The organism is Polaribacter sp. L3A8 (assembly GCF_009796785.1).
GTDB lineage: Bacteria > Bacteroidota > Bacteroidia > Flavobacteriales > Flavobacteriaceae > Polaribacter.
The window spans coordinates 1448045-1461385 of the sequence record NZ_CP047026.1; the positions used below are offsets into that span (position 1 = coordinate 1448045).

At 30.2% G+C, this 13341-nt stretch carries 13 protein-coding genes; 12 read left to right on the plus strand and 1 reads right to left on the minus strand.

The window, feature by feature from the left end; all coding sequences use genetic code 11:
- Positions 1–43: 43 nt before the first annotated feature.
- From GQR92_RS05825 to GQR92_RS05835, 3 genes are all read left to right on the plus strand, one after another.
- Positions 44–640: an ACP phosphodiesterase gene (locus GQR92_RS05825; RefSeq protein WP_441339134.1), complete on the plus strand. Its 597-nt coding sequence runs from the start codon at positions 44–46 to the stop codon at positions 638–640.
- Positions 637–2328, plus strand: coding sequence for a gamma-glutamyltransferase (gene ggt / locus GQR92_RS05830; protein ID WP_158838237.1), 1692 nt, complete (start codon positions 637–639; stop codon positions 2326–2328). Before GQR92_RS05825 ends, ggt begins: the two co-directional genes overlap by 4 nt.
- 148 nt (positions 2329–2476) lie before the next feature.
- A complete protein-coding gene (locus GQR92_RS05835; protein ID WP_105049222.1) occupies positions 2477–2899 on the plus strand; it encodes a VOC family protein in 423 nt (140 codons plus the stop codon).
- A 172-nt stretch (positions 2900–3071) separates the two neighbouring features.
- Here the strand turns inward: GQR92_RS05835 and GQR92_RS05840 are convergent, their stop codons facing one another.
- The gene (locus GQR92_RS05840; protein ID WP_158838238.1) at positions 3072–3602 is read right to left on the minus strand and encodes a flavodoxin; all 531 of its coding nucleotides are present in this window, start codon (positions 3600–3602) and stop codon (positions 3072–3074) included.
- 70 nt (positions 3603–3672) lie between these two features.
- Between GQR92_RS05840 and GQR92_RS05845 the strand changes: the two genes are divergently transcribed.
- The 9 genes from GQR92_RS05845 to GQR92_RS05880 all read left to right on the plus strand — a co-directional run bounded on the left by GQR92_RS05845 (position 3673) and on the right by GQR92_RS05880 (position 13295).
- Positions 3673–4023 (plus strand): hypothetical protein, encoded by a 351-nt coding sequence (locus tag GQR92_RS05845; protein WP_158838239.1) that lies wholly within the window; start codon positions 3673–3675, stop codon positions 4021–4023.
- A gap of 9 nt (positions 4024–4032) precedes the next feature.
- The gene (locus tag GQR92_RS05850; RefSeq protein ID WP_158838240.1) at positions 4033–4923 is read left to right on the plus strand and encodes an RluA family pseudouridine synthase; all 891 of its coding nucleotides are present in this window, start codon (positions 4033–4035) and stop codon (positions 4921–4923) included.
- An 88-nt stretch (positions 4924–5011) separates the two neighbouring features.
- A complete protein-coding gene (locus GQR92_RS17930) occupies positions 5012–5809 on the plus strand; it encodes a hypothetical protein (protein WP_233270022.1) in 798 nt (265 codons plus the stop codon).
- Positions 5787–6290, plus strand: a complete 504-nt coding sequence (locus GQR92_RS17935) for a hypothetical protein (RefSeq protein WP_233270025.1) — start codon at positions 5787–5789, stop codon at positions 6288–6290. The genes GQR92_RS17930 and GQR92_RS17935 overlap by 23 nt, the downstream gene beginning before the upstream one ends.
- Positions 6290–7372 (plus strand): AI-2E family transporter, encoded by a 1083-nt coding sequence (locus GQR92_RS05860; RefSeq protein ID WP_158838241.1) that lies wholly within the window; start codon positions 6290–6292, stop codon positions 7370–7372. Before GQR92_RS17935 ends, GQR92_RS05860 begins: the two co-directional genes overlap by 1 nt.
- Before the next feature lie 6 nt (positions 7373–7378).
- Entirely contained in the window at positions 7379–8560 is a 1182-nt protein-coding gene (locus GQR92_RS05865; RefSeq protein ID WP_158838242.1) for a THUMP-like domain-containing protein, read from the plus strand.
- An 81-nt stretch (positions 8561–8641) separates the two neighbouring features.
- Positions 8642–9451 carry a formate dehydrogenase accessory sulfurtransferase FdhD gene (gene fdhD / locus GQR92_RS05870; RefSeq protein WP_158838243.1) on the plus strand — a complete coding sequence of 270 codons (810 nt, stop codon included), beginning with the start codon at positions 8642–8644 and terminating at the stop codon, positions 9449–9451.
- The gene (locus GQR92_RS05875; RefSeq protein WP_158838244.1) at positions 9444–11735 is read left to right on the plus strand and encodes an FdhF/YdeP family oxidoreductase; all 2292 of its coding nucleotides are present in this window, start codon (positions 9444–9446) and stop codon (positions 11733–11735) included. Before fdhD ends, GQR92_RS05875 begins: the two co-directional genes overlap by 8 nt.
- Positions 11736–11744: 9 nt before the next feature.
- Complete coding sequence (locus GQR92_RS05880; protein WP_158838245.1) at positions 11745–13295, plus strand: hypothetical protein; 1551 nt, start codon at positions 11745–11747, stop codon at positions 13293–13295.
- The last annotated feature ends 46 nt before the right edge of the window (positions 13296–13341 follow it).

Genomic DNA, 13341 nt, shown 5'->3' on the forward strand with positions numbered 1-13341 from the left:
TGAGGTTATCAAAATTATCTTTTTTTATATTACATTTACTTTCATGAATTTTCTAGCACACTTATATTTATCACAAAACGACACCAATATTATGATTGGCAATTTTATTGCAGATCATATTAGAGGCAATAATTACGAAGGTTTTTCTAAAGAAATTCAGCAAGGTATTTTTTTACACAGAGAAATAGATACGTTTACAGACGCGCATGAAATTGTTAGAAAAAGCAAGCGTCGTTTACACGAAAGATACAGACATTATGATGGCGTAATTATCGATATTTTTTATGATTACTTCTTGGCTAAAAATTGGGCAGATTATTCAGAAATTCCTTTAGCTATTTATACAGATTCTATTAATAAATTGTTTAGTGGCATCTCTGATCAATTACCTGTAAAGTCTCAAAACTTCATTAAGTATATGATTGAATATAACATCTTATTCAATTATCAAAATAAAGAAGGAATCGAAAAAGTTTTAAACGGAATGAACGCGAGAACAAAAGGAAAGTCTCAAATGAATTTAGCCATTGAAGATTTACGAATTCTAGAAACAGAACTACAAGAAGATTTTACCTTATTTTTTAAAGATTTAATAGCACACACAAATAAGAAATTTAAAGAACTAAAAAGCAGCATATGAAAAAAGTAATTTTAGTATTCGCATTTTCTTTAGTATTGATTCACTGTAAAACAGTTACTAAAAAAGAAAAAATTACCGGTTTAATTGCCAATAAAGCAATGGTAGTTTCTGCCAGAGAAGAAGCTTCTAAGATTGGTTTACTTATATTAGAAAAAGGTGGAAATGCTTTTGATGCGATGGCAGCTACAGAATTAGCTTTAGCAGTTGCCTACCCTTATGCAGGAAACCTCGGTGGCGGTGGTTTTATGGTATATCGTAAAAACAACGGAGAAATTGGTGCTTTAGATTATAGAGAAAAAGCGCCTTTGGCAGCATCTAAAGACATGTATTTAAATGATGATGGAAATGTAATTCCTAATAAAAGTACATTAGGCTCTATGGCAGTGGGAGTTCCAGGAACTATTGCAGGTGTTTTTGAAACACATCGAAAATTTGGAACATTACCAATACAAGATATTTTAAAACCAGTGATAGAATTGGCAAAACGTGGCGTAATTGTCACTAAAAAACAAGAAGCTAGAATTAAAGAATACCAACCTAAATTTAAAAAAGCCAATCAGTCTTTAATTCTTTTTGATAGTATCTGGAAAGAGAATGACATTATAAAATATCCTGCTTTAGCAGAAACCTTAGAAAGAATTTCTAAAAACGGTAGAGATGAGTTTTACAAAGGTGAAACGGCAGAACGTTTGGTAAAGTTCATGCAAGATAATGGAGGAATTATGACGCTTGAAGATTTGGCTAAATACGAAGCAAAATGGAGAACTCCAATTACCTTTAAATATGATGATTTAAAAGTAATTTCGATGTCGCCTCCTTCTAGTGGGGGAATTTGTTTGGCGCAAATTATGAACGGAATAGCCCCGTATGATATAGATACTTATGGTCATAATTCTGTAAAAGCAATTCAAATAATTACAGAAGCAGAAAGACGTGCGTATGCAGATAGAAGTTTCTTTTTAGGTGATCCTGATTTTGTAAAGATTCCGTTAGAAACGTTAATTTCTAAAGATTATACGAAAGGAAGAATGGATGATTTTTCTTTTGATAAAGCAACAAAATCTGCAGATGTTGCACACGGAACTATAGAAATGGTAGAAAGTGACGAAACAACGCATTATTCTATTGTAGATCAATTTGGAAATGCTGTTTCTGTAACCACAACATTAAATGGTGCTTATGGTTCTAAATTGTATTGTTCGGATTTAGGTTTCTTTCTAAATAATGAAATGGACGATTTTTCTAGCAAACCTGGTGTGCCAAATATGTTTGGATTAATTGGTGCTAAAGCAAATGAAATTGCACCAGAAAAAAGAATGTTAAGTTCTATGACACCAACAATTGTAGAAAAAAATGGCAACCTTTGGATGGTGGTTGGCACTCCTGGTGGTTCTACCATTATTACCTCTGTTTTACAAACCATTTTAAATGTACATGAGTTTAAAATGGGCATGCAAGAAGCAATAAATCAACCTCGTTTTCATCACCAGTGGTTACCTGATGCAATTATGATGGAACCGCATCAATTTAGTAAAGAAAAAACAGATAAACTTAAAGAATTAGGTTACACTATTAACGAGATAGATGCTCTTGTAATTGGTAAAGTAGAAGGTATTTTAGTGTTACCAAACGGACAATTAGAAGGTGGTGCAGATTATAGAGGAGATGATAAAGCAGCCGGATTTTAGTTAGTAGTTAGCAAAAGCTAAAAAAATCTAACGAATATCTTTTCGAAATGAGCTTTTTTTAAACGATTGAGAAATCTCAACTTTGTAACCTTGAAACCCAAATACTTTGTAACTTTGTAATTCTTAAACCAAAAAACTTACTAAAAAAATGAAAGCACAACCATTTCACTTAGCAATTCCCGTACAGAACTTAGAAAAATTAAGAACTTTTTATAGAGAAATTTTAAACTGTGAAGAAGGTAGAAGTACAGACCAATGGGTAGATTTTAATTTTTTCGGACATCAATTAGTTATTCATAAAAAAGAAAATTACCAACCAACAAAATCAATTACAAACCCTGTTGATGGTCATGATGTGCCTGTTCCGCATTTTGGAGTTGTATTAACTTGGGAAGATTGGCATGCCCTAGCAGATAGATTAAAAACCTTAAATACAAAATTTGAGATTGCGCCTTGTATTCGTTTTAAAGGAAAAGTTGGCGAACAAGCAACCATGTTTTTTAAAGACCCAGAAAATAATGCTTTAGAGTTTAAAGCTTTTCAAGATATAAATCAATTGTTTGCTAAATAAAGCAATTAATAGAAACTCATAATTGCATAAAAATTAAAAATCCCAACTACGTTTTGAATAATATGTAGTTGGAATTTTTATTTATAAAAAAGTAGCTATAAAATAGTATGAAAGTTTAAGTACTTACTTTTTCTATTAATACAGCTACTTAAACAAAACAACACATTTAATTTTAAGCTTCTTTAAATTCATTTTTGATTTGTTTTATCCAGGTTTTTAAACGATCATCAGTTAATTGAGATTCATTATCATGATCTAATGCTAAACCATAGAACAGATCTTCGTTGTCTTCAATAATGGCAACAGATTCTGTATAACGATAACCTTCTGTAGGCCAATAACCAACTACTTTACCTCCATTTTCTATAATTACTTTAGCAAGTATTCCGATACCATCTACAAAATACTCTGCATAACCAATTTGATCTCCCAAACCATAAATAGCGACTGTTTTACCTGTAAAATTAATTGTTTTAAAATCATCAAAAAAATCTTCCCAATCGCTCTGTAAATCTCCATCATACCAAGTTGATAAACCTATTATGATAGTTCTATATTTATTAAAATCACAAATAGAAACATCCCCAATTTCAGATAACTCTAAATTTCCATCTACCCAATATTCTTCAAAATATTTCGTGATTTCATCTGTTACACCGGTATCAGAACCATAAAACAACCCTATTTTTTCTAATTCTCCCACTTTTATCTATTTATTTACAATGCAAAAATACACTTATTTTTATTTATTCTAAATAAAAATAAGTGTATTTTTGACAAAAAATCAAATGTTTTATTTGCAAACCATTTATCATAACAATATTGGTACTACATATTTTTTAAAAGATAACTTAGACTCCGATCTAAATATGAATAAAATTCAAATAATAATTGGTGATATAGCTTTAATATTAGAAAATAATGAGCTTTTTTCTTTTTTGGAAGTCATAGAATCGGTGAAAATGGATTGTAAATGTGATGCTTGTAATGAACTCAAACAAATAACCTGCAATACAAGTTATACCAAACTAATTTTAAAATCAACAAGAAAAAATATAAATGAGTTAGAAGATCTTGTAAAAGGCACTATTTTTGAAATTCAATTAAACTCTTTAATTAATTAAAATAAAAAAATGCAATTATCAGAAACTCATATTGTTGAAAAGCTAGAAAAACCAATTCGTTTTCAAGAATATGCTGTTGGAATTTTTAAAACAATTCCTACAAAATCTGGTATTAAAAAAGCCATTAAAAAAGGACTTGTTTTTATTGATGATAATCTAGCTACAACCTCTAAATATATTTCTGGTGATGAAAAAATAACACTTTTCGAATCTGAAAACTCATCTACTTTTGAAAGATTAAAACTAGCTATTGAAGTTTTATTTGAAGACGATTACTTGGCAATAATATACAAACCTGCAGGCATTTTAGTCAGCGGAAACAAATTTGTAACCATTGCAAACGGTTTATCTCAGAATCTAAAAAAAAGTACTTTAGCTGATGCTGTAAAACCGCAACCAATTCACCGTTTAGATTATCCCACAAGTGGACTTTTATTAGCAGGAAAAACAAGTGCTGCAATTACAGAATTAGGCAAATTATTTAAAGATAAAGAAATTCAGAAAACGTATTACGCCGTTACTATAGGTAAAATGAATCCTGTTGGGTGTATAAACTTTCCTGTTGATGAAAAAAAATCTCATACCGATTTTGAAGTTTTAGAGTCTGTTGTTTCAGAACGTTTTGAGTTTTTAAACTTGGTAAAACTTTTACCAAAAACCGGAAGAAAACATCAATTAAGAAAACATTTATTTGCCATTGGAAATCCTATTTTAGGTGACAAAGAATACTTTTTAGAGAATAAAATTTTAAACGGAAAAGGCTTGTTTTTACATGCCGCTACTTTAGACTTTATACATCCGTTTACGAAAGAGAAAATTTTGGTTACAAAAGAATTGCCAAAGAAGTTTATAAAGATTTTTCCAAATTCACAACCTCCTATACAAGGTTTATCAACTTAAAACAAATTGATAGATTATTATGAAGCCAACAAATAGTTTCTTCTTTTAAAAAATATTAATTTAGCTTCTGATTTTTTAATTTATAAAAATGAAGAAGCTATTTAAATTTATTGGAATTATCTTATTGCTTTTAATTGTTGCTGGTGGACTCTATTATTTTATAAATAATGAACCTATACCTAAAGGAAAACAAGGTAAAGAAGCAGACGCATTGGCTACTAAAATGTTACATGCATTAAATATAGATGATTATAAAAACACAGAAGTTTTAAAATGGAACTTTAGAGGAGAACACTCTTATAGATGGTACAAACAAGAAAATATTGTACATATTTCTTGGGCAAATTATAAAGTAACACTACACACAACGGATCCTAAAAAATCTGAAGTATATGTTGATGGAGAGCTTTCTGAAAATACAGAATTAGTAAAACAAGCACAAGACTTTTTTAATAACGATTCTTTTTGGCTAATTGCTCCTTACAAAGTTTTTGACTCTGGTACAGAAAGACGAATTGTAAAACATGAAGGTAAAGATGCATTGTTAATTACCTACACTTCTGGCGGTTCTACTCCTGGAGATTCTTACTTATGGATTTTAGACGACAACTACTTACCTACTTCTTTTAAAATGTGGACAAGCATTATTCCTATTGGTGGCGTTGCTGCCACTTGGTCTGATTTAAAAAACACAGCATCCGGAATTAAATTACCTACAAAACACACGTTATCACTTTTTGGAATGGAAATAAACATGGGGGATGTAAAAGCTTATAATGAAAAAGCAGACGAGTTAGCTGATAAAATTTTAAAGGCGATAAAACATAAATCGTATAAAAAGACTAGATACTTAGAATGGAGTTTTGCTGGTAAAAAGATCTTTTAAATGGGACAAAGAAAGAAATGTTGCAGACGTTACTTGGGACTCAATTCGTGTAAATTTAGATACTAGAAACACCCAAAAAAGCACGGTTTATTTCAATAATATAAAACAAGAAGTTACAGATACTACTATTGTAAAAAAAGCTTGGAACATTTTTAACAACGATTCTTTTTGGTTGGTTGCTCCGCATAAATTATTCGAAAACGGAATTATAAGAAGCATACAGCAAGTAGATGATAAAGATGCGTTATTAGTAAAATACACCACTGGCGGTTCTACTCCTGGTGATTCTTATTTGTGGCTTTTAGACTCTAATTATGTACCTAAAAGTTATAAAATGTTTGTACCAAGCATGAAAATGGATGGAGTTTCTGCTACTTGGCAAGATTGGATAACTACAAAAAGTGGTACTTTGTTACCAACAAATCATACTTTTGATAATGGTCGAATTTTAAGTATGGGAACTGTAAAAGGATATAATTAATGAAATCGAAAACAATTGCAAACGGAATTTTAAGAGCGGTAGCTATTCTGGTAGGTATTTTACTTTTGGGCTACTTCTTATACGCAATACAATCTGTAATTGTTTATATTATTATTGCAGGGGTATTCTCTTTAATTGCAAGACCACTAATTCAATTTTTAAGAAGAAAATTAAAATTCCCCAATACACTTGCAGTAATTACAACAATGTCATTAATGCTAGGGCTTTTAGCGGGGTTAATAGGAATGTTTATTCCTTTAATTGCAGAACAAGGAGAAAGTTTATCACTTTTAAATATAGACAAGTTACAAGCTAATATTCAAGAAATTTTTAACCAAATAATCACTTATTTTTCATCTAGAGGTATTAATGTTTTAAAGGAATTAGAAAGTATAGATATTGCTTCTCATTTTAAAGAAATTCCTAATTTTTTAAATGCAATTTTAGGAGCGGTAGGAACCTTAAGTGTAGGCTTATTCTCTGTATTATTTATCTCTTTCTTTTTTATGAAAGACAACCAGTTATTAGCTAAAGGAGTAATAACTATAATACCAAAAGGAAATGAAGGACGGTTTTCTAAATCATTAGAAACCATCAATGATTTGTTATCAAGATATTTTATCGGATTGATATTACAAATTATGATTCTCTTTATTATTTATACCATTGTTTTATTAATTTTCGGAATTTCAAATGCCATCGTTATTGCTTTTTTATGTGCCCTATTAAACTTAATACCATACATAGGTCCATTAATTGCAGCCGTTATTATGTTTATTTTATCGATGACAAGTAATATTGGATTAGATTTTCAAACAGAAATTTTACCAACGTCACTTTACGTGATGATTGGATATTTAATTGCGCAATTGATAGATAACTTTTTTAGTCAACCCATTATATTTTCTAAAACAACAAAATCGCATCCTTTAGAAATTTTCTTAATCATTATTATTGGTGGTTTACTATTTGGAATTATAGGTATGATAACCGCAGTACCAATGTACACTGCATTAAAAGTAATTTTGAAAGAATTTTTAGCCGAAAACAAAATCGTAAAGTCACTAACTAAAGACCTATAATTTCTTTTGAATTTAGCCATTTTAAGACCAGAAGTACAACAATTTATTACAAATCATTTAAAATCAGACATTACAAAACTAATTTTAAAAGGAAGTCCTTTTGATGACATTACGGTACAAGAATTAGCGAATCAAATTGTAGCAAAACAAAAATCAGAACATAAACTTTCTTCTTGGTTTAATACCAAAAACATTTATTATCCAGAGAAAATAAGCATTGAGCAAACCTCATCTGAAATTACAGCAAACTATAAAGCTACTTTAGTAAAAGGGACTTCTATTATTGATATTACAGGTGGTTTTGGTGTAGATTGTTTTTATTTTTCTAACCATTTTAAAAAGGTTATACATTGTGAAATTAACCATCAGTTATCAACAATTGTAAAGCATAATTATCAACAATTAAAAAAAGAAAATATCACTACTTTTTCTGGTGATGGAATCGGGTTCATAAAAAACTCGAAAGATAATTTCGATTGTATTTACATCGACCCATCCAGAAGAAATGATTTAAAAGGGAAAGTGTTTTTATTAAATGATTGTTTGCCAAACGTACCCGAAAACATTGATTTTTTATTTTCTAAAACCAATCAAATTCTAATAAAAAACTCACCTATTTTAGATATTACAAGCACCATAAATGAGTTAAAATTTGTAAAAGAAATTCATATTGTTGCCTTAAATAATGAAGTAAAGGAGTTATTATTTTTATTAGAAAAAGGATCTAAAAATCCGATCAAAATTAAAACCATAAATATTGGTAAAAAGGATGTTCAAACTTTTAATTTTAAGTACAAAGAAGAAGTAACATCGGTATACTCAGAACCACTTACCTATTTGTACGAACCTAATGCGGCGATTTTAAAATCTGGTGGTTTTCATGAAATTTCAGAGCAATTAAATCTTTTTAAACTTCATCAACATTCACACTTATACACCTCTCACGAAATCATCGATTTCCCTGGAAGAGTTTTTAAAATTGAACAAATTTTAAATTATGATAAGAAAAAAATTAAAAAGTTAATTACTGATAATAAAGCGAATATTACCACAAGAAATTTCCCTAAAACGGTTGCTCAAATAAGAAAGGAAACCAATTTAAAAGATGGTGGAAATAAGTATTTATTTTTTACCACAGATGTACAAAATAAGCTCATTTGTATTTCATGTTCTAAAAGTCAAGTTTAAGTAAAGTAAGTTAATAAGAGACTAGTAACTCTAAACGACTACATTTTTATTAAATTTGCTGTAAAAGCTCAACTTATATACATGCAGACACTTACCTATCAAGCATTAAAAATCACCCAAAACACTCAAAATTTTATTGATGATGTTTTGGTTGTTGAGGCTGCCTTACAGATAAATATTAATGATGAACCTTATACCGTTGTGATGAGAACTCCGGATAATGATAAGGAATTGATAAGAGGTTTACTTTTTGCTGAAGATATTTATAAGAATACAAAAACGTTGGTTTTTCATATTGATAAAGAAGATAACGGAATTCCTACTATTATAAATGTTATAATCTCTAAAGATTTGTTAGGTAAAGGTTATTTGAATAAAAGAACATTATTGTCTGTTTCTTCTTGCGGTATTTGCGGTAAAAAAGAATTAAAAGACATTAAAGTTGATGGAGAAAAATTAGCACAAATAAATTCTTTTTCTAGTGATATTTTACATGAAATGTTTTTAAAAATGAATGATTTTCAACAGACTTTCAAAGATTCTGGAGGAAGTCATGCCGCAGCTCTTTTTAATAAAAATCATGATTTTTTAACTATTAAAGAAGATATTGGTCGACACAACGCTGTTGATAAAGTAATTGGAGATTTGTTAATAAAACAAGAATTAAAGCAAGCTAATTATCTAATTGTTAGTGGGCGAGTTTCTTACGAAATTGTATCCAAAGCCTTTATTGCAAAAATTCCTATTATTGTAGCCGTTTCTGCATGCTCTTCATTGGCTGTAGATTTTGCTAAAGAATTTGGTATCTGTTTAATCGGTTTTACTAGAGAACAAAAAATGACCATCTACTCCAACCCATCTTATATTAAAAGAAAAACAACGTATGTCTAAAAAAATAAAAGAACAACCACCAGAAAAATTAACGGGTATTCAATTAACAGAAGTTCCTAAAACAGCTGTTGGTGTTAAGGCAATTGTTTCTGCTTTAACTCATATTAAGGATGAAGTTGGTATTTCTAAAGGGATTCAATTATTATCAAAATTAAATCAAAAAGATGGGTTTGATTGCCCAGGTTGTGCATGGCCAGACCCTGATGAAAAAAGAGCTTTTTTAGCAGAATATTGCGAAAACGGGGCAAAAGCAGTTGCTGAAGAAGCAACTAAAAATAAAGTTTCTCCAATATTTTTTACTACAAAATCTATACAAGAACTTTCTGAATTATCTGATTATGAAATTGGTAAAAGCGGACGAATAACACACCCCATGTATTTGCCAGAAGGCGCAACGCATTACGAAGAAATTTCTTGGGAGCATGCTTTTAATCTAATTGGTAAAGAATTAAACTCTTTAGATTCTCCTGATGAAGCTATTTTTTATACCTCTGGAAGAACAAGTAATGAAGCAGCTTATTTATATCAGTTGTTTGTACGTCAATTCGGAACAAATAATCTACCAGATTGCTCTAACATGTGTCATGAATCTAGTGGTGTTGCACTTTCTCAGACTTTGGGTATCGGAAAAGGATCTGTTACGCTAGACGATTTTAATCATGCAGATTTAGTAATTGTTATTGGTCAAAACCCAGGAACCAATCACCCAAGAATGTTAAGTGCTTTAGGTGAAACAAAAAAGCAAGGCGGAAAAATAATTACAATAAATCCGTTACCAGAGGTTGGTTTAATGAATTATAAAGACCCACAAAACCCTTTAAAATGGGTAGGATCTGGACAAGATTTAACAGATTTGTTTTTACCAGTAAAAATAAATGGTGATGTGGCTTTGTTAAAAATCATCTTAAAGTTGATGAAAGAAAAGGAAGATGCAGAACCTAATAGTGTTTTCGATCATCAATTTATTGAAGAAAAAACAGCCGGTTTAAAAGAGTTATTAAAAGATTTAGACACCTATTCTATAGATGAATTATTACCACAAACAGGTTTAACATTAGATAAAATTAAAGAGACTACAGACCTCATCATCAACAATAAAAATATTATTATTTGTTGGGCAATGGGTTTAACACAACATAAAAACGGAGTGGATAACATCCGTGAAATTGTAAACATATTATTACTAAAAGGAAGCATTGGTAAAAAAGGTGCAGGTACTTGTCCCGTTCGTGGACACTCTAATGTACAAGGAGACAGAACAATGGGGATTTGGGAAAGACCTCCCGCTTCATTTTTAGACAATTTAGAAAAAGAGTTTCAATTTAAAGCACCAAGAAAATTTGGTTTTGATGTGGTTGAAGCCATTGAGGCCATGCATAAAAAAGAGGCGAAAGTATTTTTTGGAATGGGCGGTAATTTTATTTCTGCCACACCAGACACCACTTTTACTGCGGATGCTTTAAGAAATTGTAATTTAACAGTACAAGTATCTACCAAACTAAATAGAAGTCATTTAATTACGGGTAAAAAAGCAATTATACTTCCTTGTTTAGGAAGAACTGAAAAAGATTATCAGGCAACTGGAGAACAATTTGTATCCGTAGAAAATTCTATGGGAGTGGTACATCAATCTAAAGGAACTTTAGAGCCTTGTTCTAAAAATTTATTAAGTGAAGCTGCTATTGTGGCGGGTGTTGCCAATGCAACTATTAAGAACACAACAACCAATTGGACCGAATTAATTTCTAATTATGATTTTATTCGTGATAAAATAGAAGTGACCATTCCTGGTTTTAATGATTTTAATCAACGTGTAAGAATTAAAGGTGGTTTTTACTTGCCAAACAATGCAAGAGAAAATGACTTTACCCCTACAAAAACAGGAAAAGCTAATTTTAGCATTAATAAACCTTCTGAAATTGAGTTAAAAAACAACCAATTTATGATGATGACGATTAGAACTCATGATCAATACAACACCACTATTTATGGTTTAGATGACAGGTATAGAGGCGTTTTAAATGAAAGAAGAATTATCTTTATGAATACAGAAGATATGAATTCATTACATTTAAAAAAGTTAGATTTGGTAGATTTAACAAGTCATTTTAATAATGAAGAAAGAGAAGCCAAAGGTTTTTTAGTAGTTCCTTATGAGATTCCCAAACAATGTACAGCTACTTATTTTCCAGAAGCAAATGTTTTAGTGCCTTTAAAAAGTAAAGCAGATATTAGCAATACGCCTACCTCTAAAACTGTAATTATTACCATCAAAAAAAGATAAAATTAGCTTATGAAAAATTTTATATTCTTATTAATAACGCTTATTTCTTTTCAAGCATTATTTTCTCAGACAAAAAATATTCCTGAAAGAATTACTCAAAAAGGTTTTGCCAAAATAGATTTTCTTTCTATAAAGATGCCGCCTCCAGAAGATATTGGATCTACATTTAATGAACCAAATATGGGGTTTACGGGCATCCATTATAATTTATTTTTAAATGAATCTTTTTACACAGGTGTTGGCCTTTATGGCTCTATTTCTGGCATTAGAGGTGGTTTTTTTACTTTAGGAATTAATGCAGGTCTAAAAAAATACTTTTCTAAAAAATTATATATCGACACAGGTTTTCACTTTGGTGGTGGTGGTGGCGCTGGTGCTCCCGATGGTGGTGGTGCTTTTATTTTACCACATGCTAATTTAGGGTATCAATTTAAAAACTTCTCTTTAAATGGAGGTTGGAGTTATGTTAACTTTTTTGATGGTGGAAGAATTAAAGGACATCAACTGAATATTGGGTTAGAAATTCCTTTAGATTTTGAATATGCAAATTATAAGCATACAGAAAAAGAATTTGGTTTGGATAATTTTGAAAACACAAATTGGAATCAAAAACCAAAAAGGAATTCTTTGATGGTTCATTTTAATAATTTAAAAGTTTTAAGTGAAGCAAATTCTACTACTGGAGAAGTTTTAAAAGGAAAAACAATAAAATTAGCTGGTTTTGAATTTACGTCTTACTTAAACGATAACTGGTTTACATTTTTAAAAGTAGATGGTGCCTACGATGGTATTAGAGCAGGTTATATGGATGTTTTATTAGGTGGAGGATATCATTTATCTATGAATAAAAACAGAACCAATATTTTAGCTAAATTAGGTTTTGGTGCTGGTGGTGGTGGTGGTGTAGATAGTAAAGGTGGCTTTTTATTCTACCCAGACATATCTATAGAACAGCAATTATTCAAAGATATTTATGTTTCTGTTAATAAAGGATATTTATTAACGCCTAATAAAGATTTTTATACCTCAACATTTGGAGTCGGAATTAAATACTACATAGAAAGAAATGGAGTAAAAACAGACAATAATTCTTTTACGCAAGGAAAATTTAAAGGATTTGATGTTATTGTAAAACAAGACCTTTACTTTAATGCCAAGAGAATGGAAGACCCAACAGAACACATGCATCAAATTTCTTTGCAAATAAATTTAGATTTAAACAAACACCTATTTGTTGCTGGACAAACCTCTTTTGCAAACTTTGGTAATGCTGGTGCTTATGCAGAAGGTTTGGTTGGTTTAGGTATAAAATCAAAGCCTTTCTTTAATAGCTCTACCTCTATTTTTACACAACTTTTAGGTGGTGCTGCAGGTGGAGGAAACATTAGCACAGGCCAAGGTTTTATTATAAAACCAAGTTTAGGTTTAGAGTATCAACTTTCTAAAACATTAAACTTTAGAGCTGCAGCTGGTTATGTAAAAGCAAAAGGCGGAGAGTTAAGCAGTCCTTTTATCAATTTAGGACTAAAGTATAACATCTCATTTTTAAAGTTAAAATAATTAAAAAAAGGGTTTCTTAAAATATTTTAAGCAACCCTTTTTATAT

Excerpts from the sequence above, each read along its gene's own strand:
- GQR92_RS05825 (WP_441339134.1), top strand. The coding sequence starts at position 44 with ATGAATTTTCTAGCACACTTATATTTATCACAAAACGACACCAATATT.
- ggt (WP_158838237.1), top strand. The coding sequence starts at position 637 with ATGAAAAAAGTAATTTTAGTATTCGCATTTTCTTTAGTATTGATTCAC.
- GQR92_RS05835 (WP_105049222.1), top strand. The coding sequence starts at position 2,477 with ATGAAAGCACAACCATTTCACTTAGCAATTCCCGTACAGAACTTAGAA.
- GQR92_RS05850 (WP_158838240.1), top strand. The coding sequence starts at position 4,033 with ATGCAATTATCAGAAACTCATATTGTTGAAAAGCTAGAAAAACCAATT.
- GQR92_RS17930 (WP_233270022.1), top strand. The coding sequence starts at position 5,012 with ATGAAGAAGCTATTTAAATTTATTGGAATTATCTTATTGCTTTTAATT.
- GQR92_RS05860 (WP_158838241.1), top strand. The coding sequence starts at position 6,290 with ATGAAATCGAAAACAATTGCAAACGGAATTTTAAGAGCGGTAGCTATT.
- fdhD (WP_158838243.1), top strand. The coding sequence starts at position 8,642 with ATGCAGACACTTACCTATCAAGCATTAAAAATCACCCAAAACACTCAA.
- GQR92_RS05875 (WP_158838244.1), top strand. The coding sequence starts at position 9,444 with ATGTCTAAAAAAATAAAAGAACAACCACCAGAAAAATTAACGGGTATT.
- GQR92_RS05880 (WP_158838245.1), top strand. The coding sequence starts at position 11,745 with ATGAAAAATTTTATATTCTTATTAATAACGCTTATTTCTTTTCAAGCA.